The following is a 13,877-nucleotide window of genomic DNA, read 5'->3' as shown; positions in this document are numbered from 1 at the left end:
TGACCGCCTCACTCGGCATCGATGTTGACCACGATGTAGTCGGGGTATTCCTGGTGGACACTGAGGTCGTTCTCGTACAGGTAGTTCGCGCCGTCGGAGGACACGACCTGGAAGTTCGCCAGCTGGTAGGTCAGCAGCATCTGGCGGTTCCGGTCGGTGCGACGGAAGTCGGCGAACAGGCGGACGCCCTGCTTGGAGGCGCGCTGGATGAGCGCGGACAGCAGTACGGTCCCGACGCCCTTGGACACGGTCCGGCAGGACATCAGCAACATCTTGATCGTCCAGCGGTGGTCGTCCTTCGCGACCAGCGCCATGCCGATCTTGCCGTAGGAACCGTAGCGGTCGACCAGCTCGCACACCCACAGGTCGTGTCCGGGATCGTCGAGCAGTCGCTCGAGGTCGTCGTACGAATAGTGGACGCCGGTCGAGTTCAGCTGGTTGGTCCGCCGGGTCAGTTCCTCCAGCCGCGCGAGGTCCTCCTCGGTAGCCCGGGAAATCGAGAACACCATGTCGAGGCTGCGCAGGAAATCCTCCCGCGGCCCCTGGTACGCCACCTCCGAATCGGCACGCGCCTCGTCCTCCAGGTACATCAGCCGCCGTCGCCGCGCGTCGTCGGTCACCACGGCCGGCGTCAGCCTGGGGGCCGATGCCAGGCTGCGGTACTCCGCCGCGTCGACGGTCTCCACCTGGGGATGGACGAACGCCACCTCGTCACGCTCGAAGGCCTGGTCGTCGACGAACATGATGGTGTCGATACCGATGTTCAATTGCTCCCGGATCGCGGCGATCGAACTGGATTTGCTGTTCCAGTTGATCTGCGGGCGCAGGAAATACTCGGCGATGCCGAACTCGTTCAGCTTTCGCACCGCATCGTCATGGTTGTTCTTGCTCGCGATCGATTGCAGGATCCCGCGCGCATCGAGGGTCCGGACGAGTTCGGCCATCCCGTCTTTCAGTACCACGTCGTCGCCGTCAGCCAATGTCCCATGCCAAAGCGTATCGTCGAGATCCCATACGATGCACTTGGCTGCCGTCACCGCCTTGACCGACTGGTCGGCGATTGACTGTGTCATTGCACACCCCGGACTTGTCGTATTCACATAACCACCTGCAATGTTCGGTTCATCGATACGGCAAAAGGATCAGTAGGTATAGAATCCCTGTCCGCTCTTACGTCCGAGCTGCCCTGCGGCGACCATCTTCTTGAGCAGCGGGCAGCACCTGAACTTCGAGTCCTGGAATTCGTCGTAGAGCACGGCCAGTGAGTCGACGACGGTGTCCAGTCCGATGAGATCGGCAGTGGCCAGCGGGCCCATCGCATGCCCATAGCCGAGGGTGAAAACAGCATCGATCTGTTCGGGCCCAGCCACCGAGTCCTGGACGAGAAAGGCTGCCTCATTCATGAACAGGTGGGACAAGCGATTGGACACGAATCCAGGTGAGTCGTTGACGACAATCGCCTGCTTGCCCATCGTGGCGGCGAATGATTCAGCCGCCTTTATCGTCTGGTCGGAGGTGTGCACACCGCGAATCACCTCGACGCCCCCGATCAGCGGCACCGGGTTCATGAAGTGCATGCCGACGACGAGGTCCGGCCGCGGCATGAGCGCAGCGATCCTGGTGATCGAGATGCAGCTGGTGTTGACTGCGACCTGCACGTCCTCCCGGCACACCTCACGGAGACGGCTGTACACCTGCTCCTTGGCGGCGACGTTCTCCACGATGTTCTCGACGACCCAGTCCACCTCGTCGAGAGCGGCGTCGTCGGTAGTCACGCGGATGCGGCCGAGGATCTCCGACGAGTCCCAGCCGGCCACCGCCGGCGACATCATCCGATACCGGCGCAACGACTTCCGCATCTGCTGAGGCGCCGCGGCAACAACACCGTCGTCCCGATCCACCAAGACGACATCGTATCCGTGGGCAGCGCAGGTAATGGCTACATCCTTGCCCATCACACCTGCGCCGATCACTGCAACTGTCGACATTTTCCTCATCACTCCACGGGCCACTCGGCGGCGCGCATGTCTCTAAGGCGCCGCACTGGATATCTCAAGAGGAGTTTGTTGTTCCGCACAAGGGAACGGAGGTGTGGGCCCGACATCGGGGCACTTCACCCGTTTCTCCGGCCGGCTGGAGACTGCGACTACCAGCGCTGCACCGGGCTATTTAATGTGGCCATCGAGTTCGCGTGGCACAGCAACGCCGTTGCCGACGGCACCAGTAATGGTTCCTCGCCGACTTCGCGGTTATGAAGGACGCGTGCGCCTGCATTCGGCGCACTTGGCGTCGTGTCATATATCCCCATAGTTCCCCCTTAGCTGCTGAGCCGCGTCCGGTCGCGTAGTTGCCGCAACCGCACGACAACGAGGCCCCTCTCACTCTCATTGTCCGCGACAGCCAAGACGAACAGAATCACAACGTAAAGGTTGGGGCAAGGGTAGGACTGGATTCCGTTTAGTCCGGGCAGATCTCATTTGGCGTCCTCGTCGCTTCGCGATGCGGCATGGAAGTGATGGAGCGGGTGGTGCCGGACGAGTTACGGGAGCGTTTCCAGCGGGCGGTGACGTCGGTGTTCGGGGCGTCCGGACCGACCGCCGACCACCGATTTCTGCGAGTGGTTCAGGGGGGTCTGGGCCAAGCTGCAACGACCTGTCCGGGACGATCTCGGCGCCCCCGGCGAGCCGGACCGGTCGCGTCGCGGTGCGCGATCGACTCGGCGACCCACCCGCCGCCGAACGCACCGGTCCACCCGTGTCGCTGGGCATCACCGGCGCCAACCTCCCACGACGCCCCGACACTCAAGCCGCAGAGGCAGGGCATTCCGCCGATCCGCTCGCGGCGCGGGCGACACCTCTGGCGGCTGGTCCGGTCCCACGCAGACCTGACTGTGACCGCGTCACCAGGCCGACCGAATCCCGCCACCTGCACCGACGCGACGAACGCAAGCCCGAACGCTTCCTCGCCTTCATCGGTCTCGCCGCCGCCTTCTTCTGCCGCCACCGACTCACCAAATGAGACCAGCTGGAGCTGTTCGGCCCGGATCCACCGTGCGGCGGCCGTCCTGTGGGCCGGGAGGCGGCAGAGATACCCGCTGACGTGCGACGATGGGAGTTCTGACGCTTCCATCCAGCACGAACGGTCACGGGTGGTCCGTTGAGCCCGGCGGTCGGGATCAAGGGGTTCCGACTGATCGCGTCCAGCGCGGTCAGACAGCGCAGCGCGTGCCGCTCGGCACCGGTGGTCTCCCGACCCCAGTCAGCTTCTCGACTGATTCAGGCCGTGCATGCAGCCAGGGGGTACCGGTCCGGTGCGGCGCGGCCGGCCGCGGAGTCGCGGACCGGCTGCTGCTCACCTCTGGTGAGCCGGCCGCCGGGGCGGCCCAGGTGCATTCCATGCTGTCGGCCGCGGCTCTACGGGCTTCTTCGGCTTCCCCTTGGTCGCCGCGATCGGGTTCGCCGGCTTCGTGGAGCAGGGCACATAGCAGGCCGGCCTACGCGTGTACGGCCCGCCACACGGCGTAGGCACTGGTCTCGCGGGTGAACAACTGCGCCGACGGTGAGACCTTCAGCGGACCCCGCCCTGGCCGGTCAGCCTGCACCCGGGAGCGGTGCCGGTCGTGTGAGGCGTCGTGTACGGACACCACGGGCCCGATCCGTTGCCACGCCCGGTCCTTCACCGACTGGGGCAGTTGCTTCGTCTCCTTCGTGCAGCGCACCTCGTGCTCGGGCGCAGGGCAGCCGGGGAACGGGTGGTGCCCTCGGAGTAGGCGGTGGCGTTGGACAGCGGCTCCGTGGGCGCGACGGTGGCGGCTCGACGGCACGGCCCTCCACCAAGATTTCCCCGGTGCCCGGTGCCCGGTGCCCGGTGCCCGGTGCCCGGTTCGTAGGTGTAGGCACCCCGCAGGTAGTCGCTGATCCGGGCGCTTCGAACCCAAAGGGTCGGTCTGCACTTCCCCCTTCCACCGCGCCGCTCCCTTCCTCTCCTCCGCGATACCGCAACGCCACCATGAAGGACGACGACGCCGGCTTCCGCTGTGTGGCCACCGTTCCACGTGCCCCGTAAGCGGCCGAAGGGCTGGGGGAGCGGGCCCCGTACCCCCCCCAGCAGTCTCAGATGGTTGCGTAAGCGTCAAGGTGTTCCTCCCACGGCCGGGTGCCCGCCCCCGGCACGTCCGTCCTGCCGCCTCGGGCCGGGGCGGACGGCGGCGTGTTACGAAGGCGCATGCCCGCGCCCAGACGCCCGCACCCCGGACACCCGCAGGTCAGCACGTTGCCCGAGCGGGCTCCGGACTCGGCGCACCCTCCCGGGACCGGTACGACGACGAGTCCGCGCGGGCAGCCCTGTGGAGGGCGACCCTGGCCGAACTGGACGCACACCCGGATGAGCCGGTCATCGACTGCCTGGCCCTCGACGAGAGGGGCGAGCCCTGCATCGAGGACCCAGCCCCCGCTCGATCTGGAGGGTGACCCGAGGCGGCCCGGCGGCCACATCCGAAAGTTCCTGCCGCCGCAGAGATTGCTGTCACCCAGGCCCTCCCGGGTGCGTCCCGGCCCCAAAGAACCTGACGCTGCATCAGAAAAGGTCTTCCCTCGGCCGCCCCGCTGCGGCATCCTGCCGCCCATGGAGACGGAGCTGAGCAAGCAACTGGGAATCGAGCACGCCATCTTCGGCTTCACGCCGTTCCCCGAGGTCGCCGCGGCCATCACCAGAGCCGGGGGCTTCGGCGTGCTCGGAGCGGTGCGCTACACAGCTCCCCAGGATCTCGCGCGCGACCTGGACCGCCTGCACGACCTCGCCGACGGCAAGCCCTACGGCCTCGACGTCGTCATGCCCGCCAAGAAGGTCGAGGGCGTCACCGAGGCGGACGTCGAGGCGATGATCCCGGCCGAGCACCGCGGATTCGTGCGCGAGCTCCTGGCCCGCCACGACGTGCCCGAACTGGCCGAGGGGGAGGCGTCCCGCTGGCGCATCACCGGCTGGATGGAGGAGGTCGCCCGGAACCAGCTCGACGTGGCCTTCGACTACCCGGTCAAACTCCTCGCCAACGCCCTCGGCTCACCGCCCGCCGACGTCATCGAACGGGCCCACGACCACGGGGTCCTCGTCGCCGCCCTGGCCGGCAGTGCCCGGCACGCCCGGCGGCACGCGGAGGCGGGCATCGACGTCGTCGTCGCCCAGGGGTACGAAGCGGGCGGCCACACCGGCGAGATCGGCTCCATGGTGCTGGTCCCCGAAGTCGTCGAGGCCGTCGCCCCCCTGCCCGTGCTCGCCGCCGGAGGCATCGGCAGCGGCGAACAGGCCGCCGCCGGGATCGCCCTCGGCGCGCAGGGCGTCTGGCTCGGCTCCCTCTGGCTCACCACCGAGGAGGCCGACCTGCACTCCCCGGCCCTGACCGCCAAGCTCCTGGCCGCCGGCTCCGGCGACACCATCCGCTCCCGCGCCCTCACGGGGAAACCCGCGCGCCAGCTCCGTACCGCGTGGACCGACGCCTGGGACGACGCGGCAGGACCCGGCACCCTGCCCATGCCGCTCCAGGGGCTGCTGGTCGCCGAGGCCGTCTCCCGGATCCAGAAGTACGAGGTCGGCGCGTTGCTGGGCACACCCGTCGGGCAGATCGTCGGCCGGATGACCAGCGAACGCAGCGTCCGGGCCGTCGTCGACGACCTGACCCGCGGCTTCGAACGGGCCGTCACCCGCATGAACCGCATCGCCGGAAGGAGTACCACGTGAACCAGCCGCCCAACGGCTTCTGGGCCCAGGCCGCCACCGACCCCGACCGCACGGTCCTGATCGCCCCCGACGGCGAGGAGTGGAGCGCGGGCCGGCTCCACGCCGACGTCAACCGCATGGTTCATGGACTGCGCGCGGCCGGACTGCGCGAGGGCGATGCCTTCGCCGTCGTCCTGCCCAACGGCGTCGAACTCCTCACCGCCCACCTCGCCGCCTCGCAGGCCGGCTTCTACCTCGTCCCGGTCAACCACCACCTCGTCGGCCCCGAGATCGCCTGGATCGTCGCCGACTCGGGGGCCCGTGTCCTGATCGCCCACGAACGCTTCGCGGCCACCGCGACGGCCGCCGCCGACGAGGCGGAACTGCCCGCGACCCACCGCTACGGCGTCGGCACGGTCCCCGGCTGCCGCCCCTGGGCCGAACTCCTCGAAGGCCACCCCGCCACCCCGCCCGGGAACCGCACCCTCGGCTGGGTCATGAACTACACCTCGGGCACCACGGGCCGCCCGCGCGGCATCAGACGCCCCCTGCCCGGCAAACGCCCCGAGGAGACCTATCTCGGCGGGTTTCTCGGCATCTTCGGCATCCGCCCGTTCGACGACAACGTCCACCTGGTCTGCTCACCGCTCTACCACACCGCCGTGCTCCAGTTCGCGGGCGCGGCACTCCACATCGGCCACCCGCTGGTCCTGATGGACGGCTGGTCGCCCGAGGAGATGCTGCGCCTCGTCGACGCCCACCGCTGCACCCACACCCACATGGTCCCCACCCAGTTCCACCGGCTGCTCGCGCTGCCCGACGAGGTGAAGGCCCGCTACGACGTCTCCTCCATGCGGCACGCCATCCACGGGGCGGCCCCCTGCCCCGACCACGTCAAACGCGCCATGATCGACTGGTGGGGGAGCTGCGTCGAGGAGTACTACGCGGCGAGCGAGGGCGGGGGAGCGTTCGCCACCGCCGAGGACTGGCTGAAGAAGCCGGGCACCGTCGGCAAGGCCTGGCCGATCAGCGAGCTGGCCGTCTTCGACGACGACGGCAACCGGCTCCCGGCGGGCGAACTCGGCACCGTCTACATGAAGATGAGCACCGGCGGCTTCAGCTACCACAAGGACGAGTCGAAGACCCGCACGAACCGTATCGGCGACTTCTTCACGGTCGGTGACCTCGGCGTGCTCGACGCGGACGGCTACCTCTTCCTCCGCGACCGCAAGATCGACATGATCATCGCCGGCGGGGTCAACATCTACCCCGCCGAGATCGAGTCGGTCCTGCTCACCCACCCCGCCGTCGCGGACGCCGCCGCCTTCGGCATCCCGCACGCCGACCGGGGCGAGGAGGTCAAGGCCGTCGTCGAACCGGCCGAGGGCCACGAGCCGTCACCGGCGCTCGCCGCCGCGATCCTCGCCCACTGCGAGGAGCGGCTCGCCGGGTACAAACGGCCCCGGAGCCTCGACTTCGTCACCGCGATGCCCCGCGACCCCAACGGCAAGCTCTACAAACGGCGGCTGCGCGAACCGTACTGGGAGGGGCGCCTGCGTCCCCTGTAGAGCAATGGGGCCGAGCGGACACGGTTCTTCGGCATGACGTGACGGCCGCCCGCCGCCTTCGCCGCAGACGGCTCGGCGGAGCGTGCCGGTCCGCGCGGACGTTCACGCCACGTCGGCGAGAAGGGCGCCCGCGGCCGAGGCGGACGCCCTTCGCACGGCGGATGGGCGCACCCAGCCGCCCACCGCGCTACCGCCGCTCGTGCACCCGCACCACCCGCAGGGCCGGCGAGCGGGCGATGTCCTTCTCGCAGAACCGGGACGTCACCCAGCGCTCCCCCGCGTACAGGCGGGTCTGGTCGCTGTACTGCGGTGACTTCGGGTTCTCCGACTGGGAGTACGTCAGCAGCGTCCGGGCCACCGGGCAACGGCTGTCGTCCCAGCCGACCGCCTGGATGTAGCTGGAGCCCGACGACACCTCCGTATAGCCGCCTCCCGCCGCGTTCCACCGAGGCTCGGTCTTGTTCCAGATGCCCAGCGACTCCGTCCCGCCGCCGATCGGGAGCCGCTCGCCGTTCCGCACGACGAACTGGTGCTCGCCCAGCGGCGCGTCCAGCGCGATGCCCGCCGCCCGCAGCTCCGCCACGGCGTCCGCCAGGGCCCTGCCCACGCCGGGCACGGCTGTGTTCAGACCGCGCGGGGTGCGCACCGGATCGGCCGGATCGAACGGCGTCCTCCACAACTCGGCGGCGCGCACGGACGACGCCTTCCGCCAGAACCGGTCGAAGAGCAGCGCGCCCCGGCTGTCGCTGTCCACGGTCCGGTCCCAGCGGCGCAGCACCCGGCAGGCCGCCGACACGTCGACCGGCGTCCCGTCCGTGCCCACGGCCGTGCCGCCCGGCAGCGCCGCACACCACTCGGCCGTTTCGGAGGCGGCCAGATCCCCGGCAGGCGCACGGTTGGCGAACTGCTGCCGCTGGAGGTCCCCGACCCGGAGCCGGCCCCGGTCCGCCATCGACGCGACGTCCTCGACCGCGCCGCGCGTCCGCATCGATCGGGGCGTCGCGATCGTGCCGAAGACCCGCTCGTACCCGGTCAGCGGCCGGTCCGCGTTGGTCAGCCACGCGCTGTCGTTGGAGTTCTCCACGTACGGCTGGTTCTTCAGCACCGGCATCCGGCCCGGGCCGAAGATCCCCGGCCGCACCGCGTCCGGGTCGCTGCCCAGCGCGCAGTCCGCCCTCGAACCGTCCAGCACCGCCAGGCCGGAAGCGGGGTAGGTGGCCCGGCCCAGCGGGGTCGAGCAGCGCTCCGCCAACTCGTCGGTGATTCTCGGCAGCACCTGCGACTGCGCGAAGAACGAGTGACCCGCCCGGTCCGCCGCGATCGTGTTCACCCACGGCATGCCCTGCGACCGGTGCAGCGCCCGCTCGACGTCACCTGTGGAACGAGCCTTGCCGAAGCCCAGACCGGTGTCCGCCATCCGCAGATTCGTCGCGTTCGGGTCGTTCAGCGCGTACGCCGTGCTCGCCGTCCACGGCAGCGGCAGCGCCGCGCCCATCGAGGTGACCACCGGCCCGTAGCGGGTCCACCACTGAGTGCGGGTCACGTCGGCCCCGCCCTTCACCGGGACGCTCACCGTCCGCTTCGTCATCCGCTCCCGCTTGCCGTCCACCAGATAGGCGGTCGGGTCGGCCGGATCGAGGCTGAGCTGATGCAGGTTCAGCGTGACGCCCGTGGCGACCGTATGGCTCCACGCCACATCGGCGTTGTGCCCGATCGAGATCGTCGTCGAGCCCAGCAGGGACGCGCCCGACACGTTCAGCTCGCCGGGGATCGTCTGCTGCACCTGCCAGAAGCGGCGTCCGCCCTGCCACGGGTAGTGCGGGTTGCCGAGCAGCAGCCCGCGCCCGTTCACCGTGGTGGAGCCGTCGAAGGCCACCGCGTTGGACCCCATGTCCGCGTTCTGCGTCGAGAGCAGCCGCTCCGCCGCCGTCGCCGCCTCCTCGGGCGTGACCCCCGCCGCCGGGGGAGCGGCGGTCGGCGGCCGCGCGGCCGTGATGCCGTCGATGCCGCGCCCCTGGCCGCCGAGCACCGCCAGCGCGTAGCCGCGCGCCGCCACGTCCAGCGCCGTCACCGGGCGTACCCAGGAAGCGCCCCGGCAGGCCGGGTCGGTGATCCGGTTCTGCGCGATCCACGCGTTGTACCCGGCGGCGAACCCGCGCATCGTCTCCTTGACGTCCCGGCTCGGACCGGCGGGAGCGGGCTCATCGAGCAGCTTCTCCACCGTGCCGCTGTCCCGGACGCCCCGGAAGTACAGGTCGCTGGAGAGGTTCGTCGCCGCCGAGGAGAGGGAGTAGTCCGTGGCGGCGTCCGGGCCGAAGAACCTCGACCGCTCCCCGCGCACCGTGAGGAAGCCGTCCGCCAGCGTGCACACCTGGTCGGCGGCCTGCGCCCAGCCGGTGCCGAACCCCAGCCGCGCGTAGTCCTTCGCCACGATGTGCGGAATGCCGTACTCCGTGTACCGGATGACGGCGGAGAGACCTCCCCCGGACGGGTGCCGCGTCTCGTGGGTCCCGGACGCGGCGGCCGGCGGCAGCGACGCCGACACGGTGAACAGGGCGAGACCGGCGACCCCGAGCAGTCTCAGACGGTTGCGTAACGTCAAGGTGATTCCTCCCAGCGGTGCGGGTGGCACGGCGCGGCCGGTCCGGAACGCCCGGACGGCCAAGCGTCACTCAGCCAGTGAGCCCCGGAGGCTGTCAACCGTCTGGTCGGTATCCGGCCTCTTGACCCCCGGGGGCCCGGACACACAGGATCACGCCATGACAGGTGTACGCAGCAGCACAGTCGACGGCGTCCTCACCCGCAGCGCCCGGCGCACCCCCGACCGGACCGCCGTGCGGTACGCCGGCCGGGCCTGGACCTACCGCTCCCTGGACGCCGCCGTCTCCACGGCCGCCGCCGTCCTCACCGAGGAGCACGCTCTCGCCCCCGGCGACCGGGTGGCCGCCTACGCGCACAACTCCGACGCCTATCTGATCGGCTTCCTCGCCTGCGCACGGGCCGGTCTCGTCCACGTACCGGTCAACCAGAACCTCACCGGCGACGACCTGACCTACCTCCTCGGCCAGTCCGGCTCCTCCCTCGTCCTGACCGACCCGGACCTCGCAGCGCGGCTCCCCGCCGGACTCCCGGTCCGCGCGCTGCGCGACGCCCCCGGCTCGCTGCTCGACGCCCTGGAGACGGAACGAATCTTCACCCCGCAGCGCCCGCCCGCCTCTGACGACCTGGTGCAGCTGCTGTACACCTCCGGGACCACCGCCCTGCCCAAAGGCGCGATGATGACACACGGAGCCCTGGTCCACGAGTACGTCAGCGCGATCACCGCGCTCGGCCTCGACGCCGCGGACCGGCCCGTGCACTCCCTGCCGCTCTACCACTCGGCCCAGATGCACGTGTTCCTGCTGCCGTATCTGGCGGTCGGCGCGGAGAACACCATCCTGGACGCGCCGGACGCCGCCACGATCTTCGACCTCGTGGAAGCGGGGGAGGCCGACAGCCTGTTCGCCCCGCCCACGGTCTGGATCGGGCTCGCCAACCACCCGGAGTTCGCCGCCCGCGACCTCGCCGGTCTGCGCAAGGCGTTCTACGGGGCCTCGATCATGCCCGTGCCCGTCCTCGAGCGACTGCGCAGACGCCTCCCGCACCTGGCCTTCTTCAACTGCTTCGGCCAGAGCGAGATCGGCCCCCTGGCCACCGTGCTGGGCCCCGACGAGCACGAGGGCCGGATGGAGTCCTGCGGCCGGCCGGTCCTCTTCGTGGAGGCCCGGGTCGTCGACGAGAAGGGCGAGGACGTCCCCGACGGCACCGCCGGCGAGGTCGTCTACCGCTCGCCCCAACTGTGCTCCGGCTACTGGGACAAGCCCGAGGAGACGGCGGACGCCTTCCGCGACGGCTGGTTCCACTCCGGTGACCTCGCCGTCCGCGACGCCGAGGGCTTCCTCACCGTCGTCGACCGGGTCAAGGACGTCATCAACTCCGGCGGCGTCCTGGTCGCCTCCCGCCAGGTCGAGGACGCCCTCTACACCCACCCCGCCGTCGCCGAGACCGCGGTCATCGGCCTCCCCGACGACCGCTGGATCGAGGCCGTCACCGCCGTCGTCGTCCTGCGCGGCGAGGCGGGCGAGAGCGAACTCATCGCCCACGCCCGCGAGAAGCTCACCGCCTTCAAGGCGCCCAAGCGGGTCGTGTTCGTGGAGTCGCTCCCGCGCAACGCCAGCGGAAAGATCCTCAAGAGGCAACTGCGGGACGAGCTGGCCTGAGCCCGGTCTCCTCCTCGGTGCGCAGCGCCGTGGCGGTCCGGGCCCGGGCGCCCCGGCCGGCGGGCAGCAGCGCACCGGCGACGGCGATGAGCAGGCCGCCCAGCGCCAGAGGGACCGCCGCCGTGACCGTCGAGTACGGCCCGGACCGGCTCCGGGTGGAGGTCACCGACACCGGTGGACGATCCGGTGCGGCCACCGGGAACGGCCGGGGCCTCATCGGGCTCCGGGAGCGACTCGCCGTCTACGACGGAACCCTGAAGGCCGGCCGTATCCTCGCCCCGCCCGGGGCCCCCGACGCCGCCGGAGCAGGAGGGAGCCCTCACCCCGAATGCCCCCGAGTCATCGTCCTGACCACCTTCGACCTCGACCGGTACGTCTACGCGGCGCTGTCCGCCGGGGTCAGCGGCTTCCTCCTCAAGGACGTCACGCCCGAGCAGCCTGACCGCCGCCGTCCGCACGGTCCGCACCGGCGACGCCCTCCTCGCACCCGCCATCACCCGCTGCCTGGTGCCGCCGCCCCGCCCCTGCAGCCGCCACGCCGCCTGCGCGGCGAGCGCGGTGGCCCGCCGGGCTCGGGCCCGCCGGTCCCGCTCGCGGGCGATCCGGCGACTCGAAGCCCTCTCCGTTGGACGGTTCGTCGTCGGAGAATTAGGGGGCGTACACGGGCTTGTCGGTGCCCACGGTCAGCTTGCCGGACACCTGGGTGGCGAGCTTGCCCGGAGCGCAGGACGCCGTCGCACCGGCGGCCCGGTCCGGGGCCTTCTCGTCCGCTTGCGGGGCACAGCCCGTGAGAGGTGGCGGAGAGTGCGACGGCGGAGCAGAGGGGCGGTGACCAGGGACCGGTGGGCGAGATGCACAGCGGGAGACGCGCCGTGCCCGGCCCTCCCTGCCCAAGACTTCCCGGCAGCTGTCCGCATGGTGGGAACGGGTGCTGCGGTGGTGCGAACACGCCGGTCACCGGCGCTGTCTCAGCCCGTGCCGGAATCCCGCAGATCCACGATCCGCCGGATCTTGCCCACCGAGCGTTCCAGCGACTCCGGATCCACGATCTCGACGCTGACCGACACCCCGACACCGTCCTTCACCGCCGCCGCGATGGCCCGCGCCGCCTTCTCCCGTTCGCCGGCCGTCGCGTCCGCCCGCGCCTCCGCGAGGACCGTCAGCGCGTCCAGCCGCCCGTGCCGGGTCAGCCGCAGCTGGAAGTGCGGGGCGACGGCCGGCGTACGCAGCACGATCTCCTCGATCTGGGTGGGGAAGAGGTTCACCCCGCGCAGGATCACCATGTCGTCGCTGCGGCCGGTGACCTTCTCCATCCGGCGGCACGCCCGCGCCGTCCCCGGCAGCAGCCGCGTCAGATCCCGGGTGCGATAGCGGATCACCGGCATCGCCTCCTTGGTCAGCGAGGTGAAGACCAGCTCCCCCTCCTCGCCGTCCGGCAACAGCTCACCGGTGAACGGGTCCACGACCTCCGGATAGAAGTGGTCCTCCCAGATGTGCAGCCCGTCCTTCGTCTCCACACACTCCTGCGCGACCCCCGGGCCCATCACCTCGGAGAGCCCGTATATGTCGACCGCGTCGATGGCGAACCGCTCCTCGATCTCCCGGCGCATCCCCTCGGTCCACGGCTCCGCGCCGAAGATCCCGACCCGCAGGGACGTCGAACGCGGATCGACGCCCTGCCGCTCGAACTCGTCCAGCAGCGTCAGCATGTACGACGGCGTGATCATGATGATCTCGGGCCGGAAGTCCTGGATCAACCGGACCTGGCGCGCGGTCATGCCCCCGGACGCAGGGATCACCGTGCAGCCGAGCCGCTCCGCCCCGTAGTGCGCCCCGAGCCCGCCGGTGAACAGCCCGTATCCGTACGCCACATGAACCTTGTGGCCGGGCCGCCCGCCCGCCGCCCGGATCGAACGGGCCACCACGTCCGCCCAGATGTCCAGGTCCCGTTCGGTGTACCCGACGACCGTCGGACGCCCGGTCGTGCCGCTGGAGGCGTGGATCCTGCGCACCTCGTGCTCCGGCACCGCGAACATCCCGAACGGGTAGTTGTCCCGCAGATCCGCCTTCACGGTGAACGGGAACCGGGCCAGATCGGCGAGCGCCCGGCAGTCGTCGGGCCGAAGTCCCGCGCTGTCGAAGGCGTTCCGGTAGAAGGGGACGTTGTCGTACGCGTGGCGCAGCGTGGACCGGAGCCGCTCCAGTTGCAGGGCCTCGAGTTCGCCGCGACCGAGCCGTTCCGCCGCGTCCAGCATGGCCGTCATCAGGGCCCTTCCCTCCGAAACGGGCGGCCAGTACGTGACAAACAGGCCGCAAGGGGGCGACCGATCATTCGGTC

The 13,877-nt window shown here is 70.4% G+C and carries 8 protein-coding genes and 3 pseudogenes; 5 read left to right on the top strand and 6 right to left on the bottom strand.

Going from position 1 to position 13,877, the window contains the following annotated elements:
• Positions 1 to 8: 8 nt before the first annotated feature.
• On the bottom strand, positions 9 to 1,073 hold the full coding sequence (locus tag ACH4KB_RS22680) for an HAD-IIIC family phosphatase (protein ID WP_398067691.1): 1,065 nt from the start codon (positions 1,071 to 1,073) through the stop codon (positions 9 to 11).
• Between the two features lie 69 nt (positions 1,074 to 1,142).
• On the bottom strand, positions 1,143 to 1,988 hold the full coding sequence (locus tag ACH4KB_RS22675) for a 3-hydroxyacyl-CoA dehydrogenase family protein (RefSeq protein ID WP_398067690.1): 846 nt from the start codon (positions 1,986 to 1,988) through the stop codon (positions 1,143 to 1,145).
• A gap of 2,635 nt (positions 1,989 to 4,623) precedes the next feature.
• Between ACH4KB_RS22675 and ACH4KB_RS22670 the strand changes: the two genes are divergently transcribed.
• The gene (locus ACH4KB_RS22670; protein ID WP_398067689.1) at positions 4,624 to 5,733 is read left to right on the top strand and encodes an NAD(P)H-dependent flavin oxidoreductase; all 1,110 of its coding nucleotides are present in this window, start codon (positions 4,624 to 4,626) and stop codon (positions 5,731 to 5,733) included.
• Entirely contained in the window at positions 5,730 to 7,280 is a 1,551-nt protein-coding gene (locus tag ACH4KB_RS22665; protein WP_398067688.1) for an acyl-CoA synthetase, read from the top strand. Before ACH4KB_RS22670 ends, ACH4KB_RS22665 begins: the two co-directional genes overlap by 4 nt.
• A 187-nt stretch (positions 7,281 to 7,467) precedes the next feature.
• On the opposite strand, the gene ACH4KB_RS22660 is transcribed toward ACH4KB_RS22665, so the two are convergent.
• Positions 7,468 to 9,882, bottom strand: a complete 2,415-nt coding sequence (locus ACH4KB_RS22660; protein ID WP_398067687.1) for an acylase — start codon at positions 9,880 to 9,882, stop codon at positions 7,468 to 7,470.
• A 157-nt stretch (positions 9,883 to 10,039) separates the two neighbouring features.
• Here ACH4KB_RS22660 and ACH4KB_RS22655 point away from each other — a divergent pair, with 157 nt between their 5' ends.
• Positions 10,040 to 11,539, top strand: a complete 1,500-nt coding sequence (locus ACH4KB_RS22655; protein ID WP_398067686.1) for an acyl-CoA synthetase — start codon at positions 10,040 to 10,042, stop codon at positions 11,537 to 11,539.
• Here the strand turns inward: ACH4KB_RS22655 and ACH4KB_RS22650 are convergent.
• A complete protein-coding gene (locus tag ACH4KB_RS22650; RefSeq protein WP_398067685.1) occupies positions 11,508 to 11,711 on the bottom strand; it encodes a hypothetical protein in 204 nt (67 codons plus the stop codon). The genes ACH4KB_RS22655 and ACH4KB_RS22650 overlap by 32 nt on opposite strands.
• Between ACH4KB_RS22650 and ACH4KB_RS22645 the strand changes: the two are divergent.
• Positions 11,653 to 11,805: pseudogene (locus tag ACH4KB_RS22645) on the top strand (sensor histidine kinase); the annotation flags it as partial. The gene ACH4KB_RS22650 and the pseudogene ACH4KB_RS22645 sit on opposite strands and share 59 nt — an antisense overlap.
• 66 nt (positions 11,806 to 11,871) lie before the next feature.
• Positions 11,872 to 12,049, top strand: a pseudogene (locus tag ACH4KB_RS22640) (DNA-binding response regulator); the annotation flags it as partial.
• A 141-nt stretch (positions 12,050 to 12,190) separates the two neighbouring features.
• Here ACH4KB_RS22640 and ACH4KB_RS22635 read toward each other — a convergent pair.
• Together ACH4KB_RS22635 and paaK are read right to left on the bottom strand one after the other, a co-directional pair.
• Positions 12,191 to 12,396 (bottom strand): annotated as a pseudogene (locus tag ACH4KB_RS22635) (amino acid ABC transporter substrate-binding protein); the annotation flags it as partial.
• Between the two features lie 111 nt (positions 12,397 to 12,507).
• Entirely contained in the window at positions 12,508 to 13,803 is a 1,296-nt protein-coding gene (gene paaK / locus ACH4KB_RS22630) for a phenylacetate--CoA ligase PaaK (protein WP_398067684.1), read from the bottom strand.
• Positions 13,804 to 13,877: the final 74 nt, after the last annotated feature.

It is taken from the genome of Streptomyces sp. NPDC017520, assembly GCF_044329855.1.
Taxonomy (GTDB): domain Bacteria; phylum Actinomycetota; class Actinomycetes; order Streptomycetales; family Streptomycetaceae; genus Streptomyces.
The sequence above is the reverse complement of the archived record's forward strand: the minus strand, read 5'-3'. Positions and strand labels throughout refer to the sequence as shown.

Excerpts from the sequence above, each read along its gene's own strand:
- ACH4KB_RS22655 (WP_398067686.1), top strand. The coding sequence starts at position 10,040 with ATGACAGGTGTACGCAGCAGCACAGTCGACGGCGTCCTCACCCGCAGC.
- paaK (WP_398067684.1), bottom strand. The coding sequence starts at position 13,803 with ATGACGGCCATGCTGGACGCGGCGGAACGGCTCGGTCGCGGCGAACTC.
- ACH4KB_RS22670 (WP_398067689.1), top strand. The coding sequence starts at position 4,624 with ATGGAGACGGAGCTGAGCAAGCAACTGGGAATCGAGCACGCCATCTTC.
- ACH4KB_RS22675 (WP_398067690.1), bottom strand. The coding sequence starts at position 1,988 with ATGTCGACAGTTGCAGTGATCGGCGCAGGTGTGATGGGCAAGGATGTA.
- ACH4KB_RS22680 (WP_398067691.1), bottom strand. The coding sequence starts at position 1,073 with ATGACACAGTCAATCGCCGACCAGTCGGTCAAGGCGGTGACGGCAGCC.